Raw genomic sequence first — 24099 nt, forward strand, 5'->3', positions numbered from 1 at the left:
TCCCATGGACATCCACAGCCCCCGGCCGTCGTAGGACATGCCGCCGGCCGCGTACGCCGTACGGCACCTTCGGACCTGCTGGGCACGGCGCCACCGCCGGTGTTCTTGGCCGACTCCCGTGCCCCGTCCGTCACCCCGGGGAGCGGCCGAAACACGGCATTGCCGGTGACGCGTGCGTCCCTGAGGCTGTCCCTACGGACACGGGACGCGGTGGCGACGACCGATGCGACGACCGATGCGGGGGTGGTCCGGTGCTGCGCATCCACTTCGGCCCCGAGGACCTGGCACGCGTACGGCTGTCCGGCACGCCCGATCCGCTGTGGGAGATCGCCTGCAGCCTGCACCGTCTCCAGACCGCCCGCGGCCGCTGGGCCTACGCCGACTGGTTCCGCGACACCCGTGTCGCCCTCTCGGGCACACCGCTCGGCAGGGCGGTGCGCGGACTGCTGGTGCCGGTACTGCCCCGGGCCCGCTATCTCCCCGACTTCCTCACCCCTCCTGAGTCCGCCGACTGCCTGAACGCGGGACTCGCGGCGATCGTCGACACCCCGCCGGAGCGGGTCGCCCAGGAGACGGGCCTGCTCCAGCGGCACTCCGGTGCCCCCGTCTGGACCTCCCGGCTGACCGAGCGCGACGCGCGCGAGGACCTGGCCGCCGCCCTGCGCGCCTATCACGAGGCGGTCGTGGCGCCCCACCAGGACCGCATCCACGCCGCCATCGCCGCCGAACAGGCCCTGCGCGCCCGCCAGACCCTGGGCATCGGCGTCGACGGACTGCTCGCCGGGCTCTCACCCACCATGCACTGGCGCCCGCCGGTCCTCCACGTCGACTACGTCGAGGACCGCGACCTGTATCTCGACGGCCGTGGACTGCATCTCATCCCCACCTACTTCTGCTGGCGCTCACCCGTCTCCCTGGCCGACAACACCCTTCAGCCGGTCCTCGTCTACCCCCTCCACGATCTCGGTCCCGCTCCCGACCCGTCCCCCGCCGAGGCGTCCCTCGGCGCACTGCTGGGGCGCACCCGGGCCGCCGTCCTGCGCGCCGTGGCCCTCGGCGCGACCACCTCGGAGCTGGCCCGGCTGCTCGGCATCTCGCCCGCCACCGCCACCCACCACGCCAATGTCCTGCGCGACTCGGGCCTACTCACCAGCCACCGCCGGAACAACACCGTGCTGCACACCCTCACCCCGCTCGGTGCGGCGATGCTCCGCGGTGGTACGGCGCCAGGGCGTGTCTGACAATTCCCGCCGGGCGCGCGACGTCTGGGCACGGCACCTCGCCGCGTTGTCGGATCACCCGAGTACGTCCAGTACGCGGGCGATCCTCCGCCTTGCGATGCACCGCACCAGACGCCGCGCGCTGATCCGACGCGAATTGTCAGACACGCCCTGGGCGGCCCCCGGCTGTAATCCCCAACGGCCGACGGCTCCCGGCAGTTCCCGGCGACGCCCGGCGACTTCCGGTCACCCGGCACAGCCGTCCGCGAACGGCCGCGGCACCCCTCCTGCCTCATCCGTCCCCGCCACCTCCCCCTCCCCGATGGAGCAACGCCCTCCGCTGCCCCGGCTGCGACTTTCGAGCCCCTTCGAACGAGGTGGTCGGGTTCGGCGCGCGCCTGCGAAGGTCTCGGTGAACGGATCGAACGGATCGCACGGATCGAACGGACGCGGACGAAGGGGACGAGCGGCCGGCCGACCGGCCCGTCCGTGTCCAGGAATCGAAGGGGGAACCATGAACCGAGCCATCCTCGCGGGCACGCTCGCAGTGGCGTCCGCGGCGGCCTGCCTGGTGCTCGCGCCGGCGGCGTCCGCGGCACCGCAGGCGTGTGTGACGTCGACACTGACCACCGGCCCCTACGAGGGTGTCGGCAGCACCGCCAACAAGTCGTCCACCAGCTCCTGCAACGACCTCAACCTCACCTACGCCCATGACGCGGCGGGCGACGGCGTGGACGCCTACGCCGGCCGGCTGTGGCACTCGTCCGGCTCGTACTGGCAGACCTGCAACGCGGGCTACATCACGATCAACGACGGCAGCTACGCCGTGGACAAGTACGTGCTGTGCAGCGCCGTCAACGACGGCACCAAGTTCACCGTCGCGAGTTACTACGACAGCGGCGACACGGTGAAGATCACCCACTGACGCCGCCCCGCCCCTCCTGCCTCACCGGGGGTGCCGTCTCGGACCAGGACGTGTCCGACACGCCCTGCGGCACCCCCGGTTCGCAGAAATCGACCATCCACCGGAGGAGCGGCACGGATGCCCTTCCGCCCCAAGCCCCTGCGACGGCTTCTGCTCCCCGTGGCCACGATGCTCCTGGCCGGTGCCTGCTCCACGGGCTCCATGGACTCCGCCGACCGCCCCGGGCGGGCCGACGACACCCCGCGCGTGCTGACGGTTCCGGCCCGCCTCACCCACGCCCTCCCCGACGACCCGGTGCGGATGGTTCTGCCCGCGACCGGCGCCGAGACCCGCTGGACCCAGGGGCTCGACGCCCTCGGACGGCAGGTCGCGCAGGTCACCGCCGCCGACTGCGCCCGGCGCCAGGGCGTCACGCTCCCCGCGTTGCCGCCGGTGACGTTCATCCGCTTCTTCGCGATCCCCGACCTCGACTTCATCTCCCGCCACGGCCTCAGCGCCAGCGCCCCGGTACCGGCTCCGATCGGGCCCGCCACGGCGAATCCCACGAGGGGTATGACGAGTCCTGCAAAGGGCATGGCGAGTCCCTCTACGGGCTCGGCGAGTCCCGCGACGGGCAAGTACGGTTCCGACACGCCCGCCCGCACCGCCGACGCCGCCACGACACGCCGCTGTGAGCAGGAAGGGTCGGCCGCGTTGTCCGACCTGCGCGACACGTATGCGTCCCTCCAGCGCGCGTGGTTCACGGCACTCGCCGCCGTACGCCGCGACCCGGCCACCGCCCGCGCCTACGCCGGCTTCCCCGGCTGCCTGGCCCGCCACGGCTACCGGGCCGACGACGAGCTGTCGTTCATGGGCCTGGCCGACCGGAGTGAACAGCAGGCCGACGCCGCCGACGTCCCGCAGATCCAGGCGGCGCTCGGCCGTGCCTACGCCGACTGCATGCGCCCGGTCGAAGCCGCCCGCACCCCCGCCCGCCTACGGCTGCGCACCCGTTTCCTGGCCGAACACACGGCCGAGGTGAACGAGCTTCGCCGCGCCCTCTACCCGGCGCTGCGCCGGGCCGAGCGCGAAAACGGCGTACGGCCGGCGTTCCCGGCGCCCTGACCGCGCATCACCACCGCCACGTCGCAGGTGCTTCGAACGCAGGTCGCGTCACAGAGCCGCCACCTCCGGCCCCGTCGGGAACGACTTCTGCGCCCCGCGCCGGGTCACCGCCGCCGCCCCCACCCGGGCCGCATACGCTGCCGCCTCCCCGAGGGACGCGCCGGTGCCCAGCCGCCAAGCCAGCGCCGCGGTGAACGCGTCACCCGCGCCCGTGGTGTCCACGGCCCGCACCGCGACGGACGGCACGCGCGCGAGACCGCCGCCCGCCGAGACCACCAGGGCGCCCTCCGCGCCCAGAGTCACCACCACCGAACGCGGACCCTTGGCCAGCAGCAGCCGCGCCCAGTCGCACGGATCCGCGCTCACACAGGAGTCGCCGAGGATCACCCTCGCCTCGTGCTCGTTGACGATCAGCGGGTCGCAGGCGGCGAGCAGCTCCGGCGGCAGCGGCCTCGGCGGCGACGGGTTCAGCACGAACCGTGCCTGCGGCGGCAGGCTCCGTACCACCTCCACCACCGTCTCCAGCGGGATCTCCAGCTGCGCCGACACCACCCGCGAGGCGTGGAACAGGCTGGCCGCCGCCCGGATGTCACCCGGAGCGAGCAGGCTGTTCGCGCCCGGCGCGACCACGATGCTGTTGTCCCCGGACGGGTCCACGGTGATCAGCGCCACCCCGGTCGGCGCGCCGCCGACCAGCACACCCACCGTGTCGACGCCGGACGCCCGCAGCGAGTCGAGCAGCAGCCGCCCGTAGGTGTCGTCGCCGACCCTTGCCAGCAGGGCCGTACGGCCGCCGAGCCGGGCGGCCGCGACCGCCTGGTTGGCACCCTTGCCGCCCGGGTGCACGGCCAGATCGGACCCGAGCACCGTCTCACCGGGACCCGGCCGGCGTTCGACGGCGATCACCAGATCGGCGTTGGCCGATCCCACGACCAGCAGGTCGTAGTCGTACATCAATGGACTCCCCTGACTGCCCCGGTTCTCCGGATTCTCGGATTCCCGGGTCCCCGGACGGACCGCGTGCCCGCGCGCGGGCACGCGGCGTCATCGCGATTCTGCCCATTTGGGTCGGCAGTCGGGCGGGAGTCGGCAAGACCCCGAGACCGGATCGTGATGTCAGACCTCGGCGGTAGCGTCGGGTCATGTCCAATCAGGCGGGGAGCAGTCAGACGCGCGACGAGGCACGCGATGAGGCACGCGACGAGGCACGCGGTGACACGCGCGGCGAGACGCGCGACGGGCAGCGGGGGAAAGACCGGACGGGTGACGGTGCCGGTCCCCGCATGGCCGTTCTCGAAGGCGTCCTGGAGCGCATCACGTACGCCAACGAGGAGAACGGCTATACGGTCGCCCGGGTCGACACCGGCCGGGGTGCCGGTGATCTCCTCACGGTGGTCGGTGCGCTGCTCGGCGCGCAGGTCGGCGAGTCGCTGCGCATGGAGGGCCGCTGGGGCTCCCACCCGCAGTACGGCAAGCAGTTCCACTGCGAGAACTACACGACCGTGCTGCCCGCCACCGTCCAGGGCATCCGCCGCTATCTGGGCTCCGGCCTGGTCAAGGGCATCGGCCCCGTTTTTGCCGACCGCATCACCCAGCACTTCGGCACGGACACTCTGCGGATCATCGAGGAGGAGCCGAAGCGGCTGATCGAGGTGCCCGGCCTCGGCCCCAAACGCACCCGGAAGATCGCCGACGCCTGGGAGGAGCAGAAGGCGATCAAGGAGGTCATGCTCTTCCTCCAGACGGTCGAGGTGTCCACGTCGATTGCGGTGCGCATCTACAAGAAGTACGGCGACGCGTCGATCTCGGTGGTGAAGAACCAGCCCTACCGGCTCGCCGCCGATGTGTGGGGCATCGGGTTCCTGACGGCCGACAGGATCGCCCAGTCGGTGGGAATCCCGCACGACAGTCCGGAGCGCGTCAAGGCGGGTCTCCAGTACGCGCTGTCGCAGTCCGCAGACCAGGGGCACTGCTATCTGCCCGAGGAGAGACTGATCGCGGACGCGGTGAAGCTGCTCCAGGTCGACACCGGGCTGGTCATCGAGTGCCTCGCCGAGCTGGCGGCGCCCCCGGAGGACGGCGAGGACCCCGGTGTCGTACGGGAGAAGGTGCCGGGACCGGACGGCGGGGAACCGGTCACGGCGGTGTATCTCGTGCCATTCCACCGGGCCGAACTGTCGCTGTCCGGGCAGTTGTTGCGGCTGCTGGGCACCGACGAGGAGCGGATGCCGGCGTTCCGGGACGTGGCCTGGGACAAGGCGCTGGCGTGGCTGAAGGGGCGCACGGGGGTGGAGCTGGCGCCCGAGCAGGAGGCGGCTGTGCGGCTGGCGCTGAGCCGGAAGGTGGCCGTGCTCACCGGCGGTCCGGGCTGCGGCAAGTCGTTCACGGTGCGCTCGATCGTGGAGCTGGCGCGCGCCAAGAAGGCCAAGGTGCTGCTCGCCGCGCCCACCGGCCGTGCCGCCAAGCGGCTGGCCGAGCTCACCGGGGCGGAGGCGTCCACCGTGCACCGGCTGCTGGAGCTGAGGCCCGGCGGCGATGCGGCGTACGACCGCGACCGCCCGCTGGACGCGGACCTGGTGGTGGTGGACGAGGCGTCCATGCTGGATCTGCTGCTGGCGAACAAACTGGTAAAGGCGGTTCCGCCCGGCGCCCATCTGCTGTTCGTCGGGGACGTGGACCAGTTGCCCAGTGTCGGTGCGGGCGAGGTGCTGCGGGATCTGCTGGCCGACGGCAGCCCGGTCCCGGCGGTCCGGCTGACCCGGGTGTTCCGCCAGGCGCAGCAGTCCGGCGTGGTCACCAACGCGCATCGCATCAATGCAGGTCAGCACCCTCTCACGGACGGTATGAACGACTTCTTCCTGTTCGTCGAGGACGACACGGAGGAGGCGGGGCGGCTCACCGTGGACGTGGCGGCGCGGCGGATCCCGCAGAAGTTCGGGCTCGATCCGCGCCGTGACGTACAGGTGCTGGCGCCGATGCACCGCGGTCCGGCGGGCGCGGGCACCCTCAACGGGCTGCTCCAGCAGGCCATCACACCCGGCCGCCCGGACCTTCCGGAGAAGCGGTTCGGAGGTCGGGTGTTCCGGGTTGGAGACAAGGTCACCCAGATTCGCAACAATTACGAGAAGGGGGAGAACGGAGTTTTCAACGGCACGGTGGGCGTGGTCACCTCGCTCGATCCGGTGGACCAGCGCCTGACGGTGCTGACGGACGAGGATGAGGAGGTTCCGTACGATTTCGACGAACTGGACGAACTGGCGCACGCGTACGCGGTCACCATCCACCGCTCGCAGGGAAGTGAATATCCCGCGGTGGTGATCCCCGTCACCACGGGGGCATGGATGATGCTCCAACGGAACCTGTTGTATACGGCCGTGACGCGGGCCAAGCGCCTGGTCGTCCTCGTCGGATCACGCAAGGCGATCGGACAGGCGGTACGCACGGTGTCGGCCGGACGGCGTTGTACGGCACTGGACTTCAGGCTCAACCAGGCCCAACGTAACAAATGATCGATCAAATGAGTCGCGAACGTCACAGAGCTCTTCCCGATACGCATGCCGACCGGGCAGGATGGGCAGATTGGCGGCACTGAGTGCCGCCTGCAGGCCCAATGGCCGACCCCGAGTGCACTCTCGTGAGCCAACTGGGGGATGGTAGAGACAGTCAGGGCACCTCGAAGATGAGGGACTACGTCGGTGAGGGAAGACGTGAGCGACAACTCTGTAGTAGTGCGGTACGGCGACGGCGAGTACACCTACCCGGTGATCGACTCCACCGTCGGCGACAAGGGCTTGGACATCGGGAAGTTCCGCGCGCAGACCGGTCTGGTGACGCTGGACAGCGGCTACGGCAACACGGCCGCCTACAAATCGGCGATCACCTACCTCGACGGCGAGGGGGGCATCCTGCGGTACCGCGGCTACCCGATCGAGCAGCTGGCCGAACGCTCCTCGTTCCTGGAGGTGGCCTACCTGCTGATCAACGGTGAGCTGCCTACCATCGACGAGCTCACCACGTTCAAGAATCGGGTCACGCAGCACACGATGCTGCACGAGGACGTCAAGAACTTCTACCGGGGCTTCCCGCGCGACGCGCACCCGATGGCGATGCTGTCGTCGGTCGTCTCGGCGCTCTCGACGTTCTACCAGGACAGCCACAACCCGTTCGACGACAATCAGCGCAACCTCTCCACGATCCGGCTGCTCGCCAAGCTGCCGACGATCGCGGCGTACGCGTACAAGAAGTCGGTCGGCCATCCGTTCGTCTACCCGCGCAACGACCTCGGCTATGTCGAGAACTTCCTGCGGATGACCTTCTCGGTCCCCGCCCAGGAGTTCGAACTCGACCCGGTCGTCGTCTCCGCGCTGGAGAAGCTGCTGATCCTGCACGCGGACCACGAGCAGAACTGTTCGACCTCGACGGTCCGCATGGTCGGCTCCTCGCAGGCGAACATGTTCGCCTCGGTCTCGGCCGGCATCTGTGCCCTCTGGGGGCCCCTGCACGGCGGTGCCAACCAGTCCGTCCTGGAGATGCTCGAGGGCATCCAGGCGGCCGGTGGCGACGTGGAGACCTTCATCCGCAAGGTGAAGAACAAGGAGGAGGGCGTCCGGCTGATGGGCTTCGGCCACCGGGTCTACAAGAACTTCGACCCGCGTGCCAAGATCATCAAGGCTGCCGCGCACGACGTCCTGTCCGCTCTCGGCAAGACCGACGAGCTGCTGGACATCGCGCTCAAGCTGGAGGAGCACGCGCTCAACGACGAGTACTTCGTCGAGCGCAGCCTCTACCCGAACGTCGACTTCTACACCGGTCTGATCTACCGGGCCATGGGCTTCCCGACCGAGATGTTCACGGTCCTGTTCGCCCTCGGCCGGCTGCCGGGCTGGATCGCCCAGTGGCACGAGATGATCAGGGAGCCGGGCTCCCGTATCGGCCGCCCGCGGCAGATCTACACGGGCGTCGTCGAGCGTGACTTCATCCCGGTCGAAGAGCGTTAGAACATTCGGCAGTGACTGACGGGCCGGCCTGGATCGTTGCTCCACGGGCCGGTCCGAACCGTCTCACCGGGCAAGACGCCCACCGGGCAAGACGTTCACCAGGCACGACGCCCACCGGGCAAGACGTTCACCGGGCAAGCAGAAGGCGCCCTGGCGGCGGTCCCCCCACGGGCCGACGTCCAGGGCGCCTTCCCATGTCCCGGTGCGGATTCCCCCCACGGGATCCGGCCGGGCGCTTGGTGAGGACAGCGCCTGAATCGCTGTACGAGCGGAGTGAGCCGGGGCTCGCTCCGTCCCTCGATGGTGCGGTACTGCGTGGTGCGGTACTGCAGGGTTGTGCTGTACCGCGTGGTGCGGTACGGCTGCGATCTGCCGGGACAAGCACGCTCGGGAGGGCCGCTCAAAGCTTCCCGAAGTACGTGCCCCGGCAACGCATCTCTGAGGAAGTCCCCCAAGACATCCCCAGACGCCAGTCGGCGCCCCCCAAGACGCTTCCTGACATCGCCAACTTAGACCTTCGAACCCCTTCGGTGGTTACGTTCACATCACTGTGATCTGCGTCTCCCGTTCATCCCCGTCAGATGCGCGCGAGATCGGATACAGCGACCGTGGCCCAAGCTTATGGATGATGCGCGAGCCTTGTGAAGAGCTTATGTGAGGTGTGCGCCCGACTCTAGGGGGACTCTTATATCGGAGTTGCCGAAAATCGCAGTAACTGCCGGTAACTTCGCGAATTCTGGTCTTACCCGTCAGTAAGCTCGCCGGTGAGACGGGCGCCTGCACGGGGAGTGCCGTGCGAGCGCCCGAGGGAACTCAGTGCCGTCCGGCGGACCTCACCGGAACCTCCGCAGCCGCAGGCTGTTGGTCACGACGAACACCGACGAGAAGGCCATGGCCGCCCCGGCGATCATCGGGTTCAGCAGCCCCGCCGCGGCCAGCGGCAGCGCGGCGACGTTGTAGCCGAAGGCCCACACCAGATTGCCCTTGATGGTGGCGAGGGTGCGCCGGGACAGCCGTATGGCGTCCGCCGCCGCCCGCAGATCGCCGCGCACCAGGGTCAGGTCGCTCGCCTCGATCGCCGCGTCCGTGCCGGTGCCCATGGCGAGGCCCAGATCGGCGGTGGCGAGGGCGGCGGCGTCGTTGACCCCGTCGCCGACCATGGCGACGGTCCGGCCCTCGCCCTGGAGCCGCCGTATCACGGCCACCTTGTCCTCGGGCAGCACCTCGGCGATCACTTGCTCGGGGTCGATCCCGACCGACCGGGCCACGGCCTCGGCCACGGTCCGGTTGTCACCGGTCAGCAGCACCGGCGTGAGCCCGAGGGCCCGCAGCTCGCGCACCGCCTCGGCGCTGGTCTCCTTGACCGCGTCGGCCACGGTGACGACACCGCGTGCCTCGCCGTCCCAGCCGACCGTCACCGCCGTACGACCGCCCCGCTCGGCCTCGTCCCTGGCCCGGCCGAGCTCCGGCGGCAGCACGTCGAAGAGACGGCCCACGGCCACCTCACGCCCTGCCACGCGCCCGCGCACGCCCCGCCCGGGGACGTTCTCGAAGTGCTCGACACCCGGCAGGTCCCCGATCCGCTCCAGTGCGCCGGCGGCGACCGCGCGCGCCACGGGGTGCTCGGAGGCGTGCTCCAGGGCGCCCGCGAGCAGCAGCACCTCCTTCTCGTCGGTGCCCTCGGCGGCGTACACCTCCTGGAGGGTCATCCGGCCGGTGGTGACCGTGCCGGTCTTGTCCAGGACGACCGTGTCGACGCGCCGCGTGGACTCCAGTACCTCGGGGCCCTTGATCAGGACGCCGAGTTGCGCCCCGCGCCCGGTGCCGACCAGCAGCGCGGTCGGCGTGGCCAGGCCCAGCGCACAGGGGCAGGCAATGATCAGGACGGCCACGGCGGCGGTGAACGCGGCCACCGTGTCACCGGTGACACCGAGCCACACCCCGAAGGTGCCGAGCGCGATCAGCACGACCACCGGCACGAAGACCCCGGAGACGCGGTCGGCGAGCCGCTGCACCTCGGCCTTGCCGTTCTGCGCGTCCTCCACCAGCCGCGCCATCCGCGCCAGCTGGGTGTCCGCGCCGACCCGGGTGGCCTCGACGACCAGCCGCCCCCCGGCGTTGACGGTCGCGCCGGTGACAGCGTCGCCGACGGTCACGTCGACCGGGACCGACTCTCCGGTCAGCATCGCCGCGTCCACCGCCGAGATGCCCTCGACCACGGTGCCGTCGGTCGCGATCTTCTCCCCGGGCCGTACGACGAACCGGTCGCCGACAGCCAGCGCGGACACCGGGACACGCACCTCACGGCCGTCGCGCAGCACCGCCACGTCCTTGGCGCCCAGCTCCAGCAGCGCCCTCAGGGCCGCGCCCGCCCGACGCTTGGAGCGGGCCTCCAGATAGCGGCCGAGGAGGATGAAGGCGACGACACCGGAGGCGACCTCCAGATAGATCGTCGAGGCGCCGTCCGCGCGCGAGACGGTGAGGTCGAAGCCGTGCCGCATGCCTGGCATGCCCGCGTCACCGAAGAACAGGGCCCACAGCGACCAGACGAACGCCGCCAGCGTGCCGACCGACACGAGCGTGTCCATGGTGGCCGCGCCGTGCCGTGCGTTGACGGCCGCCGCGCGGTGGAAGGGCCAGCCGCCCCAGACGACGACGGGCGCGGCCAGGGTCAGGGAGAGCCACTGCCAGTTGTCGAACTGGAGAGAGGGGACCATCGCCAGCAGCACGACCGGGAGGGCGAGGACGGCCGAGACGGTCAGCCGCTGCCGCAGGGCGGCCAGCTCCGGGTCCGCCTCCTGCTCCGCGGCGGCCGAGGTCTCCTCCGGCTGCGGCGGCTCGGGCGGCGGGGGCTCCTCGGCGGTGTACCCCGTCTTCACCACGGTCTCGATCAGGTCGGCGATCTGGATGCCGGCGGGATAGGTGACCTTCGCCTTCTCGGTGGCGTAGTTCACCGTGGCCGTGACGCCGTCCATCCGGTTGAGCTTCTTCTCGACGCGGGCCGCGCAGGACGCGCAGGTCATCCCGCCGATGAGCAGTTCCACGTCGGACGTCGCGGCGGCCGCGGCGGCGCCTTCGGGGGCGCCGCCCGCGTGGTCCGGGGCGGTGTCCGTAGTGGTGGTCGTCATGTCCGTACTCCAAACGACGGACCGAGCCGTACGGAGCCAGTATCAGCTGGTCGGTGCGGCCCGGTCGGAGAACCGGCGCGGTCGGTGCCGCTCGGTCGGAGGAACTGGTGGAGCTGGTGGAACGGGTGGGGCTGGTGGAACTGACTGAACGGGTGGAACTGGTGCGAGGCGCGCTGCCCCGGCGGCCTCAGACGGTGCCGGTGAGCTCGAAACCGGCCTCGTCGACGGCGGCGCGCACGGCTGCCTCGTCGAGCGCGGCGGTGGAGACGACGGTGACCTCGCCGGTCGAGGCGACGGCCTTCACCGAGCTGACACCGTCGAGCGCGGAGATCTCCGCCGAGACGGATCCCTCACAGTGTCCGCAGCTCATGCCGCTCACCTTGTAGACGGTGGTGACGGTGCCCTGGGTCTCGGTCTGCGCGGTCATGTGGTGCTCCTCGTCGAGGCGTGTGGGGCGGGTGCGGCCGGATGGACCTCACCTCACTTCATCGAACACTATACCCCTAGGGGGTATTCCTCAACTTGTGAGCGACCGTCTCCCCGGATCGACCACCGGCTTCAGATAGCGGGTGAGCGCGTCCTTCAGCTCCTGAACGTACGCCTCCTGCTCGGCGCCCTCGTGGGCGAGGATCAGTTCCAGGCCCGCCTTGTAGATGCCGAGCACCATCCGGGCGGTGCGGGTCGCGACACCGGCGGGTGCGGTGGGGGGCAGCAGCGAGGACAGCAGCTCCTCGATGCGCACCAGCATCGTGGCGTGCAGGGCGTCGTTCACCTCCGCCATCCGGCCGGGGATACCGGGGCCGTGCATCAGGACGAGGAACACCGGGTGGCGGCAGTTGAAGTCCGTGAACCGGTCGACGGCGGCGGCGACCGCCTCCTCCACCGGAGTCCCGGGTGGGACCGGGGCGAGCGCCTCGCTGTAGGCCTCCCGCATCTCGTGCAGGAGCCGGTCGCTCAGCTCGATCGCGATGGCCTCCTTGTTCGGGAAGAACTGATACAGCGTGCCCGGTGAGACCCCGGCCTCACGGGCGATGGCGTTGGTGCTGGCCGCCGTGTACCCGGTCGCGCAGAAGACGGCGGCGGCGGCCTCCAGCAGCTGCGCGATACGCCGCTCGCCCCGCGCCTGGCGGCGGCGCGGCTGCTCCTTGCCCTGTGCTCCGCTCCGCACTCCGCCCTTCGCCTCGCTCTCTGCCTCGCTCTTCGGTCCGCTCTTCGCCCTGCTCTGTACCTCGCCTTGTGCTTTCCCGGTGGTCTCGGACTTGTCGGGCACGCGTTATCCCCAGCTCTTCGAACGCGATTGACAAACGCGAGTGGTAGCTCGCATTCTGATGGTGCGCAAAACGCGAGCGAACTCTCGTGTTTGCCAGTCTATGGCAATGGCCCATGGCCATGACTTATGGCTACAACCTGCAACGACACTGCGCGATGGCACTGCGCAACGACGCGCGACGGCACTGCGTGACGACGCTGCACCGACCGTCGCGCAACGACTCGGCACATGACTCCGCATGACTCCAAATGACTCCGCAATGACTCTGCTACGGCGGACCCGTGCCGCCTGCCCCGGCTCCGGCAGGAGCCCCGGCGGGCGTACGGGCCACGGTGAAGGGGACACCGCACGATGACCGAAGTCAACACACCACCGCGGCCGGCGGGCGGGCCGCCGCGGACCGGAGGCTGGACCCGCTTTGTGACCGCCCGCCCGCGGCTGTCGCTACTGGTGGCCCTGGTCCTCACCGCGCTCGCCGTGCTGGCCGGCAGCGGTGTCGCGGACCGCATGGGCAGCGGCGGCTGGCAGGACCCGGCTGCCGAGTCCACGTATGCGACCCAGGCGCTGGAACGGGAGTTCCCCGACTCACAGCCCAATCTGCTGCTCCTCGTCGACTCGGGGCGCGCCTCGGTCGACTCCCCGGCTGTCGCCGCCGAGGCCCGGCGGCTCACCGCCCGGCTGGCCGCGGAGCAGGGCGTCGAGGGCATCGGCTCCTACTGGCAGTCGGGTGCGCCCACTCTGCGCGCCAAGGACGGCCGCGAGGCGCTGATAGCCGCCCGCATCACCGGCGACGAGAAGGCGATGGACGACACGCTCCAGCGCATCGCCCCCTTCTACCGGGGCACGCACGGACCGGTGAGGGTGACGCTCGGCGGCCCGGTCGCCGTGCGCTACGACATGCAGAGGATCATCAAGGAGGACCTGACCCGGGCCGAACTGATCGCCCTGCCGGTGACGCTCCTGCTGCTGGTGATGGTCTTCGGCAGCGCGGTCGCCGCTCTGCTGCCGCTGGGCATCGGCATCGTCTCCATCCTCGGGACCAACGCCGTGCTGCGGGGGCTCACGGAGATCACCGACGTCTCGGTGTTCGCGCTCAACCTCACCACGGCCCTCGGTCTCGGCCTCGCCATCGACTACGCCCTGTTCATCGTCCGCCGCTTCCGGGAGGAACTGGCCGGGGGTGCCGATCCGCTGACGGCGGTCGGCGCCACCCTGCGCACCGCCGGACGCACGGTGGTGTTCTCCGCCCTCACGGTCGCGGTGTCGCTGGCGGCGATGCTGCTCTTCCCGCAGTACTTCCTGCGGTCGTTCGCCTATGCCGGGATAGCGGTGGTGCTGCTGGCCGCCGCGGCCGCGCTGATCCTGCTCCCGGCGGCGCTGGTGCTGCTCGGCCACCGCGTCGACGCCCTCGACCTGCGCCGGCTGCTGCGCCGCGGCCGTCCGCCGCGCGCCTCCGGCGAGGAGGGCACCGCCTGGGCCCGCACGGCGAGCCTGGTGATGCGCCGGGCCCCGTTCTTCGCCCTGGCGACCACGGCCGTGCTGGTCCTGCTCGGACTGCCCTTCCTGGGCGTCAAGTTCGGCAGTGCGGACGACCGGCAGCTGCCGTCCACCTCCGAGGCCCATACGGTGCAGCAGCACATCCGGGACGGCTTCCCCGGCAGCCCCGGCGGCGCACTGGAGGTGCTCGCGGAAGGCAGGGCGACGGTGGCCCAGTACGCCGACTACAAGGCGCGGATCGCCGCGCTGCCCGAAGTGGTCCGGGTGGACGGCCCGCTGGTGAAGGGCGACGCCGCCTACTTCTCGGTGCTGCCCAGGGGTGAAGCCGTCGACGACTCCGCCCAGCGTCTGGTGGGTGACCTGCGCGCCGCCAAGGCCCCGTTCGAGACGAAGGTGACCGGCACGGCGGCGGTCCTGGTCGACTCCAAGCACGCCATAGCCGAGCAACTGCCCAAGGCCGTGGCCTTCATCGCGCTCGTCACCCTCCTGCTGGTCTTCCTGCTCACGGGGAGCGTGGTGATACCGCTTCAGGCGGTGCTGCTCAACGCGCTCAGTCTGACGGCGATGTTCGGCGCGGTGGTCTGGGTCTTCCAGGACGGCCATCTCTCCGGCCTCCTCGGCTTCACCAGCTCCGGCTCCATCGAGACGACCCTGCCGGTCCTGATGTTCTGCGTGGCCTTCGGCCTCTCCATGGACTACGGCGTGTTCCTGCTCTCCCGCATCAAGGAGGAGTACGACCACACCGACGACCACCGAGGAGCGGTACGGCACGGGCTCCAGCGCACGGGCGGACTGATCACCGCGGCGGCGGTCATCCTGGCGGTGGTCATGGTCGCCATCGGCACGTCCAGGGTCACCAACACCAAGATGCTGGGCCTGGGCATAGCACTGGCAGTGGTCATGGACGCGATGGTCGTCCGCAGCCTGCTGGTCCCGGCCATCATGCGCCTGACAGGCCGAGCCACCTGGTGGGCCCCACCTGTACTACGCCGCTTCCACGCCCGCTTCGGCCTGACGGAGTCCGACCCGCGGCGAATACCGGAGCCGGAGGAGAAGCAAGACACACCGAGTCTCAGCCCGTCCGGCGTCTGAGGACGGGTTTCGCCCCCGGGATACAGCCCGTCCGGCGTTTGAGGACGAGGCCCGAAGGGCCGAAAGGGGGGTCTGGGGGCGCAGCCCCCAGGGACGGGAATGGGAAGGGGCGGCGGGGGCGAAGACCCCCGGCGCCCTGCCCCGGGCACGGCTCAGTCGGCTCTTCGCCCCCGATTGCCCGGCCGGGAGGCAACCCACGCCCGGACGGTGTCGGCGTACCAGAAGGGCTTGCCGCCCTCCACATGGTCCGGCGGCGGCAGCAGACCGTGCTTGCGATAGGAGCGGACCGTGTCCGGCTGGACCCGGATGTGCGCCGCGATCTCCTTGTACGACCAGAGCCGACGGTCCGTCATGCTGCACACCTCCCCGCGCGGCACCGCGGTGGCGACCGGGGGGTCGTCGTGGGGAACCGGGCGCTGCGCCGGCCATCACAGGCCTGTGACTCGTGAACGAGAGGGCCCGTCACCCGGAAAGGGGCTGTCGATCGGATGTGACGCGGGGTCGCATACATGTGACAGGTGTGACACGTACGTAGCTTTTGTGACAAGAGTGGCACATGGGTCCGTGCCGTCCGCGGGAGTGGCGCGTTGACAGCGCGGGACCGGCCGTCACGGACCGCGCCCGCGGCTGACGGGTGCCGCACGGGGGTGGATGCGGGAGAGTGAGGAGTGGGGCACGGCGGCGCGGCAGGGCGGCGGCGTGTGGGATGCGACACGGAATGTCAAGATCCGCTCTATATGTCCAGACAAAACGTTGACAGGGCTTCGTGTCGGGGTTAGAACACCGGGAGAGCGGAGTACGCCCCGAAGGACTGCTGTGAGGGCCGCATGAGAGAAAACCGGGGCAGCGTGCCGTCGTCGTCGCGTCCGCCGCGCGACGAATGTACGGTGCACACAGACCGGTCAGCGGCTCAAGCGCAGTCCCAACTCCCGGGCAGGGAGGGCATGTTCGCGTCCGAGACGGACTGCGAGGAGGCCCTTCGTGAGCCTTGGGCACCGAACGCCTCCGGCGCGGGAGGCCGCTTCGCCCTGGCAGGAGCGAAGTGCGAGCGACGACTCCCCGCCCGCTACGGCCCCGCGCCGGAGGTCCGCGGCCCCCGTACCGGACATACGGCCCGTCGACCCGGAGGGGGTCACCGATGAAGCAGAGGCTCACGGTCGCGCAGGCGCTCGTGCGTTTCCTGTCCGCCCAGTACACCGAACGGGACGGCGTGCGACGCCGGCTGATCGGCGCGACCTGGGGCATTTTCGGCCACGGCAATGTCGCCGGTGTCGGGCAGGCACTGCTGGAGCACGCCGACGTGATGCCGTATCACCAGGGCCGCAACGAGCAGGCGATGGTGCACGCGGCGGTCGGCTATGCCCGCCAGTGCAACCGGCTGTCGGCACACGCGGTCACCACTTCCATCGGCCCCGGCGCCACCAACCTGGTCACCGGTGCCGCCCTCGCCACCATCAACCATCTGCCCGTCCTCCTCCTGCCGGGCGACGTCTTCGCCACCCGCCCCGCCGACCCGGTCCTCCAGCAACTGGAGGTGCCCTACGCGGGCGATGTGTCGGTCAACGACTGTCTGCGCCCGGTGTCGCGGTACTTCGACCGGATCACCCGGCCCGAGCAGCTCATCCCGGCCGCGCTCCAGGCCGCGCGCGTCCTCACCGACCCGGTGGAGACGGGCGCGGTCACCCTGGCGTTGCCGCAGGACGTGCAGACGGAGGCGTACGACTGGCCGGAGGAATTCTTCGCCGAGCGGATCTGGGCGGTGCGCCGCCCCGGCGCCGACCCGGCCGAACTCGCCGCGGCCGGACGGATGATCCGCGCCGCCCGCAGGCCGCTGGTGATCGCGGGCGGCGGCGTCCGCCACAGCCGCGCCGAGGAGGCGCTCGCCGAGTTCGCCGACGCGACCCGTATCCCGGTGGCCGCCACCCAGGCCGGCAAGGGCGCCCTGCGCTGGGACCACCCGCAGGACGTCGGCGGCGTGGGCCACACCGGCACCGCCACCGCCGACGAACTCGCCCGCACCGCCGACCTGGTGATCGGCGTAGGAACCCGCTACACCGACTTCACCACCGCCTCCGGCACCCTCTTCGAGAACCCGGACGTCCGCTTCCTCAACCTCAACATCACCCCCTTCGACGGCCACAAGCTCGCCGGGACACCCCTCGTCGCGGACGCCCGCAGCGGCCTGGAGGAGCTGACCCAGGCCCTGGCGATCCACGACCACCGGGCCGCCGACTCCTATGTCGCCGAGTACACGGACGACAAGGAACGCTGGGAGCAGCGCGTCGACGCCTGCTACGAGGCCGCCGAACCGGATGTGGCGCCGACCCAGCCGCAGGTCCTCGGCGCGCTGGACGCGGTGGTCGACGAGAGCGACATCGTGATCAACGCGGCCGGTTCGCTCCCCGGTGACCTGCACAAGCTGTGGCGGGCGCGGTCGTACGACCAGTACCACGTGGAGTACGGCTACTCCTGCATGGGCTACGAGATCCCCGCCGCCCTCGGGGTGAAGCTCGCCGCGCCCGACCGGCCGGTGTGGGCGCTGGTCGGCGACGGCACGTATCTGATGATGCCGACGGAACTGGTGACCGCGGTGCAGGAGGGCGTCGCGATCAAGGTGCTGCTGGTGCAGAACCACGGGTACGCCTCGATCGGCGGCCTCTCGGAGTCGGTGGGCGCCGAGCGGTTCGGCACCGCGTACCGCTTCCCTGCCGGTGACGGTACGTACACGGGCCTGCCGCTGCCCGTCGACCTGGCGGCGAACGCGGCAAGTCTCGGGATGAGGGTGCTGCGCGCCAGGACCGTGGGGGACCTGCGCGCAGCGCTCGCCGAGGCGCGGGCGGCCGACACTCCCACATGTGTCTACGTGGAGACCCAAACGGCAGACACAGTGTCGGGCGCGCCCCCGGCGCATGCCTGGTGGGATGTTCCCGTGGCCGCGACCGCGACCCGCTCGTCCGCGGTCAAGGCGCGTGAGCTGTACGAACGGCATGTCTCGACCCGACGCCGCCATCTGTGAAGGAGTTACCGGGCATGACGAAGATCGTCAATCACTGGATCGGCGGCAAGAGCGCCGAAGGCGCCTCCGGCACTTACGGGCCGGTGACGGACCCGGCGACCGGCGCGGTGACCACCAAGGTCGCCTTCGCGACGGTGGACGAGGTCGACGCGGCGGTCGCGGCGGCCAAGGAGGCCTTTGTGAGCTGGGGCCAGACCTCGCTGGCCAGGCGCACCGAGATCCTCTTCCGGTTCCGGGCGCTGCTGGACGCCAACCGGGACGTGATCGCCGAACTGATCACGGCCGAGCACGGCAAGGTGCACTCCGACGCGCTGGGCGAGGTGGCGCGCGGTCTGGAGATCGTCGACCTGGCCTGCGGGATCACCGTGCAGCTCAAAGGCGAGCTGTCCACACAGGTCGCCAGCCGGGTGGACGTGGCGTCGATCCGTCAGCCGCTCGGCGTGGTCGCTGGCATCACGCCGTTCAACTTCCCGGCGATGGTGCCGATGTGGATGTTCCCGCTGGCCATCGCCTGCGGCAACACCTTCGTGCTCAAGCCGAGTGAGAAGGACCCGTCGGCATCGGTCAAGCTCGCCGAGCTGATGGCGGAGGCAGGGCTGCCGGACGGCGTGTTCAACATCGTGCACGGTGACAAGGTCGCCGTCGACCGGCTGCTGGAGCACCCGGACGTCAAGGCCGTCTCCTTCGTCGGCTCGACCCCGATCGCCCGCTACATCCACACCACGGCCGCCGCCCACGGCAAGCGCGTGCAGGCCCTCGGCGGTGCCAAGAACCACATGCTGGTCCTGCCGGACGCCGACCTGGATGCGGCCGCCGACGCCGCCGTGTCCGCCGCCTACGGCTCCGCGGGCGAGCGCTGCATGGCGATCTCCGCGGTCGTCGCCGTCGGCTCGGTCGGCCATGCGCTGGTGGAGAAGATCCGGGAGCGCGCCGAGAAGATCAAGATCGGTCCCGGCAGCGACCCGGCGTCCGAGATGGGCCCGCTGATCACCGCCGCCCACCGCGACAAGGTGGCGTCCTACGTCAGCGGTGCCGCCGCCGAGGGCGCCGAGGTCGTCCTGGACGGCACCGGCTTCACGGTGGACGGCCACGAAGACGGCCACTGGCTCGGCATCTCGCTGCTCGACAAGGTGCCCGTCACCGCGAGGGCGTACCAGGACGAGATCTTCGGCCCGGTGCTGTGCGTGCTGCGCGCGGAGACCTACGAGGAGGGTGTCGCCCTCATCAACGCCTCGCCGTACGGCAACGGCACCGCGATCTTCACCCGGGACGGCGGCGCCGCCCGCCGCTTCCAGCTGGAGATCGAGGCGGGCATGGTCGGCGTGAACGTGCCGATCCCGGTCCCCGTGGGCTACCACTCCTTCGGCGGCTGGAAGGACTCCCTCTTCGGCGACCACCACATCTACGGCAACGACGGCACGCACTTCTACACCCGCGGCAAGGTCGTCACCACCCGCTGGCCGGACCCCGCCGACGCCCCCGCGGGCGTCGACCTGGGCTTCCCGCGCCACCACTGAGCACGACACCGGCCTGGCGGGCGTCCGCCGGACGCCCGCCAGGCCGACGGGTCCGCCACCTGAGCGCGCCCGCCGGGCCGAGGGGTTCGCTGTCCGTGCGCGCCCGCCTGCCTGCCCCGGACGCTCAGCGGAAGTCCCAGGTCAGCACCGAGCACGGCTCCTCGCCCCTGCCCTCCGCGGCGCGGTAGACGGCAAGGGCGACGTCGTTCCCGGCGTCGACGGCGACCCACATCCCGTAGCAGCCCCGCTCCCTGGCCAGCGCCGCCAGGCGGCCGATCAGCGCCCGCCCGATCCCGCGCCGCCGGTACGGTTCGGCGACCGCCAGCTCGTAGAGGAACATCTCCGTGCCCTTGTCGGGGTGCGTAGTCTCCACACCGCTGATGAACCCGACCGGCACCGCCCCACCGGCTCCGCCGGCCCCACCGTCCTGGCCCTCCTTGCTCTCCTCGCCGGCCTCACCACCCTCGTACGCCAGCAGCAGATGGTGCCCCGGTGCGGCGAGGAAGTGCTCGGCCCACTCGGCGCGGACCGGGTGGTCGAAGAGGTGCCCGGCGGCCGTCAGCTCGGCGACCGCGGTGGCCCGGCGGATCTCCATACCTTCTGCCTACCACGCCCGGCATACCGCGGCTGCGGTACGCCACAACGGTGCCGTACTCCCCGGGGAGGGTCAGGGTTCGCCCCAGGGGCTGCCCCTGTTGTCGGTGGCGGATCGTACCGTTGAACGCATGGATCTTCGACTGTCCCGCAGGGACCGATGAGGACGGCCCTGTCCGGCCTGCGCGGGCTGCCGCGCGGGCTGCTGCGCCGTCCTCGGCGGATGTTCGCCGCCGCGGCCGCCGTCGTGGTGCTCGCCGGGGCCGGTACCTGGACGGCCGTGGCCTCCGACGGCACGCCCGCGGTGCACCGCACCGACCGGGTCATGGCCGTGGACGGGGTGCGCCTGGACACCGCGTACTTCACCTCCGCCGCCACCGGCCGCCGCCCCGCCGTGCTCCTCGCGCACGGCTTCGGCGGCAGCAAGGACGACATGCGGCAGCAGGCCGAGGGCCTGGCACGCGACGGTTATGCGGTGCTGACCTGGTCGGCCCGTGGCTTCGGTAGATCCACCGGGAAGATCGGACTGAACGACCCGAAGGGCGAGGTCGCCGACGTCTCGCGGCTCGTCGACTGGCTGGCGGGGCGCCCCGAGGTCCAGCTCGACAAGCCGGGCGACCCGCGCGTCGGCGTCGCGGGCGCCTCCTACGGCGGCGCGATCTCCCTGCTCGCCGCGGGCCACGACAGCCGCGTCGACGCCATCGCCCCGGCGATCACCTACTGGAACCTGGCCGACGCCCTCTTCCCGAACGGCGTCTTCAAGAAGCTCTGGGCCGGGATCTTCTTCAACTCCGGCGGCGGCTGCGACCGCTTCCAGGCCGACCTGTGCCGTATGTACGAGCGGGTCGCCGAGTCCGGCACCCCCGACGCCCCGGCACGCGCCCTGCTGGAGGCACGCTCCCCGTCCGCCGTCGCGAGCCACATCAAGGTGCCCACCCTCCTGGTCCAGGGCCAGACCGACTCCCTCTTCCCGCTCGGCCAGGCCGACGCCGCCGAGAAGGCGATCAAGGCCAACGGCGCCCCCGTCGACGTCGACTGGATCGCCGGCGGCCACGACGGCGGCAACCTGGAGAACAGCCGCGTCCAGAACCGCGTGCGCTCCTGGTTCGACCGGTACCTCAAGCAGGACCGGCACACCGAGACCGGCCCCGCCTTCCGGGTCACGCGCACCGGAGGCATCGACTCCACTGACGGCGCCGCCCAGCTCCGGGGCGCCAGCTCCGGCAGCTACCCGGGCCTGGCGAGCGGACGGCACGCCATCGCCCTCACCGGCGGCACCCAGCACTTCGAGAACCCGGCAGGCGCGAACCCGCCCGCCGTCTCCGCCCTGCCCGGCATCGGCGGCACCGGCGGCCTCGCCCAGCTGTCCTCCCTCGGCGTCGGCGTCTCCCTCGACTTCCCCGGGCAGTACGCCCGATTCGACTCGGCCCCGCTGACCGGCGACCTCCAGATCACCGGATCGCCGACGGCCACCGTCCACCTCACGTCCACCAGCACCGACGCCGTCCTCTTCGCCAAGGTCTACGACGTCGCGCCCGGCGGCACCCAGCAGGTGCTGCCCTCCCAGCTGGTCACCCCGCTGCGCGTCCAGGGCACCCGGACGGGCAAGGACGTCACGATCACGCTCCCCGCCGTCGACCACCAGATCCAGAAGGGCCACCGGCTCCGTCTGGTCCTCGCCTCCACCGACCTCGGCTACGCCTCACCGGCCGCCCCCGCGACGTACACCGTCACCCTCAAGAGCGACCTGAGCGTGCCCACCGCCCCCGGCGTCACCACCGCGGCGGCCCCACTGCCGTCCTGGGTGTGGTGGCTGCCGCTGGCCGGTGCCGTGCTCGCCCTGACCCTCCTGCTGACCGCCCGGATGCGCACCGGCACCCCGGCCCCCGACCCGGCCCTCACCGAGGTCCCGCTCCAGATCACCGGCCTCAGCAAGCGCTACGCCCGCTCCGCCGACCGGTACGCCGTCCGTGACGTGTCGTTCCGCGTCGAGAAGGGCCAGGTCCTCGGTCTGCTCGGCCCCAACGGCGCCGGAAAGACCACCACCCTGCGCATGCTGATGGGCCTCATCACCCCCGACGACGGCGAGATCCGCGTCTTCGGCCAGGCCATCCGCCCCGGGGCACCTGTGCTCTCCCGGGTCGGCGCCTTCGTCGAGGGCGCGGGCTTCCTGCCCCACCTCTCCGGCCAGGAGAACCTCGAACTGTACTGGCGCGCGACCGGCCGTCCGCCCGAGGACGCCCGTCTCGCCGAGGCCCTGGAGATCGCGGGCCTCGGCGACGCCCTCGCCCGCGCCGTGCGCACCTACTCCCAGGGCATGCGTCAGCGCCTCGCCCTTGCCCAGGCCATGCTCGGCCTGCCCGACCTGCTCATCCTCGACGAACCGACCAACGGGCTGGACCCGCCGCAGATCCGCGAGATGCGCGAGGTGATGATCCGCTACGCGGCGGTCGGCCGCACCGTGATCGTCTCCAGCCATCTGCTCGCCGAGGTCGAGCAGTCCTGCACCCATCTCGTCGTCATGGACCGCGGCCGCCTCGTCCAGGCGGGCCCGGTCGGTGAGATCGTCGGCTCCGGTCACACCCTGCTCATCGGCACCGCCGCACCCGTGGCGGACCCGGTCGTCGAGAAGGTGGCCGCGCTGCCCGGTGTCGCCTCCGCCGTCCGCGCCGACGGCGGACTCCTCGTCCGTCTCGACACCGACGGCAGCGCCGCCGGGCTGGTCGCCGACCTCGTACGGCTCGATGTGCCCGTCGCGTCCGTCGGCCCCCACCGTCGTCTCGAGGACGCCTTCCTCACCCTGATCGGAGGTTCCGCGTGAGCACGCCGCCCGCCCTCGCCGAGCCCGCCCACGGCTACCGTGCGGGCCGCACCCTGCCCCTGCGGGTCGAGCTGGTCCGGCAGCTCAAGCGGCGCCGCACCCTGGTCATGGGCGGCATCCTCGCCGCGCTGCCCTTCGTGCTGCTCGTCGCCTTCGCCGTCGGCGGCGAGCCCAGCGGCCGCAACAACCAGGTCACCCTGATGGACACGGCCACCGCGTCCGGCGCCAACTTCGCCGCCGTCAACCTCTTCGTCTCGGCGGGCTTCCTGCTGGTCATCCCGGTCGCCCTGTTCTGCGGCGACACCGTCGCCTCCGAGGCCGGCTGGTCCTCCCTGCGCTATCTGCTGGCGGCGCCCGTGCCGCGGGCCCGGCTGCTGTGGTCCAAGCTGGTCGTCGGGCTCGGTCTCAGCCTGGCCGCCATGGTGCTGCTGCCCGTCGTCGCTCTCGCAGTCGGCACCGCCGCCTACGGCTGGGGCCCGCTGGAGATACCCACCGGCGGCCAGCTCGACGCGGGCACCGCCGCGGGGCGCCTGCTGGTCGTCGTGGCATACATCTTCGTGTCCGAGCTCGTCACCGCCGGGCTGGCGTTCTGGCTGTCCACGAAGACCGACGCCGCGCTCGGCGCCGTCGGCGGCGCGGTCGGCCTGACGATCGTCGGCAACGTCCTCGACGCCGTCACCGCGCTCGGCCACTGGCGCGACTTCCTGCCCGCGCACTGGCAGTTCGCCTGGGCCGACGCCGTTCAGCCGCACCCGGAGTGGTCCGGCATGATCCAGGGCGTCGCCATCTCCGTCACCTACGCGCTGGTCCTGTTCGCCCTGGCCTTCCGGGGGTTCGCGCGCAAGGACGTGGTGTCGTAGGGCCGCGGACGGCCGCGGACGGCTGCGGCGCGGATTGCGGAGTGGGCGGCTATGAGTC

The 24099-nt window shown here is 71.2% G+C and carries 16 protein-coding genes and 1 pseudogene; 11 read left to right on the forward strand and 6 right to left on the reverse strand.

What is annotated here, in order from left to right; all coding sequences use genetic code 11:
* Positions 1 to 251: 251 nt before the first annotated feature.
* The 3 genes from ACSYGN_RS26065 (at position 252) to ACSYGN_RS26075 (ending at position 3249) form a co-directional block, all read left to right on the forward strand.
* Positions 252 to 1241, forward strand: coding sequence for an ArsR/SmtB family transcription factor (locus tag ACSYGN_RS26065; RefSeq protein ID WP_460399647.1), 990 nt, complete (start codon positions 252 to 254; stop codon positions 1239 to 1241).
* A 493-nt stretch (positions 1242 to 1734) separates the two neighbouring features.
* Complete coding sequence (locus ACSYGN_RS26070) at positions 1735 to 2145, forward strand: hypothetical protein (RefSeq protein ID WP_460399649.1); 411 nt, start codon at positions 1735 to 1737, stop codon at positions 2143 to 2145.
* A gap of 117 nt (positions 2146 to 2262) precedes the next feature.
* Positions 2263 to 3249, forward strand: coding sequence for a hypothetical protein (locus ACSYGN_RS26075; protein WP_460399651.1), 987 nt, complete (start codon positions 2263 to 2265; stop codon positions 3247 to 3249).
* A gap of 48 nt (positions 3250 to 3297) precedes the next feature.
* On the opposite strand, the gene ACSYGN_RS26080 is transcribed toward ACSYGN_RS26075, so the two are convergent.
* Positions 3298 to 4203: a ribokinase gene (locus ACSYGN_RS26080; RefSeq protein WP_460399653.1), complete on the reverse strand. Its 906-nt coding sequence runs from the start codon at positions 4201 to 4203 to the stop codon at positions 3298 to 3300.
* Positions 4204 to 4532: 329 nt separating this feature from the next.
* Between ACSYGN_RS26080 and recD2 the strand changes: the two genes are divergently transcribed.
* Together recD2 and ACSYGN_RS26090 are read left to right on the forward strand one after the other, a co-directional pair.
* Positions 4533 to 6758, forward strand: a complete 2226-nt coding sequence (recD2, locus tag ACSYGN_RS26085; RefSeq protein WP_460403751.1) for an SF1B family DNA helicase RecD2 — start codon at positions 4533 to 4535, stop codon at positions 6756 to 6758.
* A 198-nt stretch (positions 6759 to 6956) separates the two neighbouring features.
* Positions 6957 to 8246 (forward strand): citrate synthase, encoded by a 1290-nt coding sequence (locus tag ACSYGN_RS26090; protein WP_460399655.1) that lies wholly within the window; start codon positions 6957 to 6959, stop codon positions 8244 to 8246.
* A gap of 833 nt (positions 8247 to 9079) precedes the next feature.
* On the opposite strand, the gene ACSYGN_RS26095 is transcribed toward ACSYGN_RS26090, so the two are convergent.
* The 3 genes from ACSYGN_RS26095 to ACSYGN_RS26105 all read right to left on the reverse strand — a co-directional run bounded on the left by ACSYGN_RS26095 (position 9080) and on the right by ACSYGN_RS26105 (position 12542).
* The gene (locus ACSYGN_RS26095) at positions 9080 to 11374 is read right to left on the reverse strand and encodes a heavy metal translocating P-type ATPase (protein WP_460399657.1); all 2295 of its coding nucleotides are present in this window, start codon (positions 11372 to 11374) and stop codon (positions 9080 to 9082) included.
* Positions 11375 to 11561: 187 nt separating this feature from the next.
* The gene (locus tag ACSYGN_RS26100) at positions 11562 to 11801 is read right to left on the reverse strand and encodes a heavy-metal-associated domain-containing protein (protein ID WP_460399659.1); all 240 of its coding nucleotides are present in this window, start codon (positions 11799 to 11801) and stop codon (positions 11562 to 11564) included.
* A gap of 90 nt (positions 11802 to 11891) precedes the next feature.
* Positions 11892 to 12542 (reverse strand): TetR/AcrR family transcriptional regulator, encoded by a 651-nt coding sequence (locus ACSYGN_RS26105; RefSeq protein WP_460403753.1) that lies wholly within the window; start codon positions 12540 to 12542, stop codon positions 11892 to 11894.
* A 453-nt stretch (positions 12543 to 12995) separates the two neighbouring features.
* Between ACSYGN_RS26105 and ACSYGN_RS26110 the strand changes: the two genes are divergently transcribed.
* A complete protein-coding gene (locus ACSYGN_RS26110) occupies positions 12996 to 15233 on the forward strand; it encodes an MMPL family transporter (protein ID WP_460399661.1) in 2238 nt (745 codons plus the stop codon).
* Between the two features lie 152 nt (positions 15234 to 15385).
* Here the strand turns inward: ACSYGN_RS26110 and ACSYGN_RS26115 are convergent, their stop codons facing one another.
* Positions 15386 to 15586, reverse strand: coding sequence for a helix-turn-helix transcriptional regulator (locus ACSYGN_RS26115; RefSeq protein WP_460399663.1), 201 nt, complete (start codon positions 15584 to 15586; stop codon positions 15386 to 15388).
* Positions 15587 to 16099: 513 nt separating this feature from the next.
* Between ACSYGN_RS26115 and ACSYGN_RS26120 the strand changes: the two are divergent.
* The 3 genes and pseudogenes from ACSYGN_RS26120 to mmsA form a co-directional block, all read left to right on the forward strand.
* Positions 16100 to 16321: pseudogene (locus ACSYGN_RS26120) on the forward strand (5-deoxy-glucuronate isomerase); the annotation flags it as partial.
* A 50-nt stretch (positions 16322 to 16371) separates the two neighbouring features.
* A complete protein-coding gene (gene iolD / locus ACSYGN_RS26125) occupies positions 16372 to 18249 on the forward strand; it encodes a 3D-(3,5/4)-trihydroxycyclohexane-1,2-dione acylhydrolase (decyclizing) (RefSeq protein ID WP_460399665.1) in 1878 nt (625 codons plus the stop codon).
* A gap of 14 nt (positions 18250 to 18263) precedes the next feature.
* Complete coding sequence (mmsA, locus tag ACSYGN_RS26130) at positions 18264 to 19766, forward strand: CoA-acylating methylmalonate-semialdehyde dehydrogenase (protein ID WP_460399667.1); 1503 nt, start codon at positions 18264 to 18266, stop codon at positions 19764 to 19766.
* Positions 19767 to 19890: 124 nt separating this feature from the next.
* Here the strand turns inward: mmsA and ACSYGN_RS26135 are convergent, their stop codons facing one another.
* The gene (locus tag ACSYGN_RS26135; RefSeq protein ID WP_460399669.1) at positions 19891 to 20361 is read right to left on the reverse strand and encodes a GNAT family N-acetyltransferase; all 471 of its coding nucleotides are present in this window, start codon (positions 20359 to 20361) and stop codon (positions 19891 to 19893) included.
* 159 nt (positions 20362 to 20520) lie between these two features.
* Here ACSYGN_RS26135 and ACSYGN_RS26140 point away from each other — a divergent pair, with 159 nt between their 5' ends.
* Both ACSYGN_RS26140 and ACSYGN_RS26145 read left to right on the forward strand, forming a co-directional pair.
* On the forward strand, positions 20521 to 23181 hold the full coding sequence (locus ACSYGN_RS26140; protein WP_460399671.1) for an alpha/beta fold hydrolase: 2661 nt from the start codon (positions 20521 to 20523) through the stop codon (positions 23179 to 23181).
* Positions 23178 to 24041 carry an ABC transporter permease gene (locus ACSYGN_RS26145; RefSeq protein ID WP_460399673.1) on the forward strand — a complete coding sequence of 288 codons (864 nt, stop codon included), beginning with the start codon at positions 23178 to 23180 and terminating at the stop codon, positions 24039 to 24041. The genes ACSYGN_RS26140 and ACSYGN_RS26145 overlap by 4 nt, the downstream gene beginning before the upstream one ends.
* Positions 24042 to 24099 lie beyond the last annotated feature (58 nt).

Source organism: Streptomyces sp. YIM S03343 (assembly GCF_054729195.1).

Excerpts from the sequence above, each read along its gene's own strand:
- ACSYGN_RS26140 (WP_460399671.1), top strand. The coding sequence starts at position 20,521 with ATGAGGACGGCCCTGTCCGGCCTGCGCGGGCTGCCGCGCGGGCTGCTG.
- ACSYGN_RS26100 (WP_460399659.1), bottom strand. The coding sequence starts at position 11,801 with ATGACCGCGCAGACCGAGACCCAGGGCACCGTCACCACCGTCTACAAG.
- iolD (WP_460399665.1), top strand. The coding sequence starts at position 16,372 with ATGAAGCAGAGGCTCACGGTCGCGCAGGCGCTCGTGCGTTTCCTGTCC.
- ACSYGN_RS26075 (WP_460399651.1), top strand. The coding sequence starts at position 2,263 with ATGCCCTTCCGCCCCAAGCCCCTGCGACGGCTTCTGCTCCCCGTGGCC.
- mmsA (WP_460399667.1), top strand. The coding sequence starts at position 18,264 with ATGACGAAGATCGTCAATCACTGGATCGGCGGCAAGAGCGCCGAAGGC.
- ACSYGN_RS26070 (WP_460399649.1), top strand. The coding sequence starts at position 1,735 with ATGAACCGAGCCATCCTCGCGGGCACGCTCGCAGTGGCGTCCGCGGCG.
- ACSYGN_RS26110 (WP_460399661.1), top strand. The coding sequence starts at position 12,996 with ATGACCGAAGTCAACACACCACCGCGGCCGGCGGGCGGGCCGCCGCGG.
- ACSYGN_RS26080 (WP_460399653.1), bottom strand. The coding sequence starts at position 4,203 with ATGTACGACTACGACCTGCTGGTCGTGGGATCGGCCAACGCCGATCTG.
- recD2 (WP_460403751.1), top strand. The coding sequence starts at position 4,533 with ATGGCCGTTCTCGAAGGCGTCCTGGAGCGCATCACGTACGCCAACGAG.
- ACSYGN_RS26135 (WP_460399669.1), bottom strand. The coding sequence starts at position 20,361 with ATGGAGATCCGCCGGGCCACCGCGGTCGCCGAGCTGACGGCCGCCGGG.
- ACSYGN_RS26095 (WP_460399657.1), bottom strand. The coding sequence starts at position 11,374 with ATGACGACCACCACTACGGACACCGCCCCGGACCACGCGGGCGGCGCC.
- ACSYGN_RS26115 (WP_460399663.1), bottom strand. The coding sequence starts at position 15,586 with ATGACGGACCGTCGGCTCTGGTCGTACAAGGAGATCGCGGCGCACATC.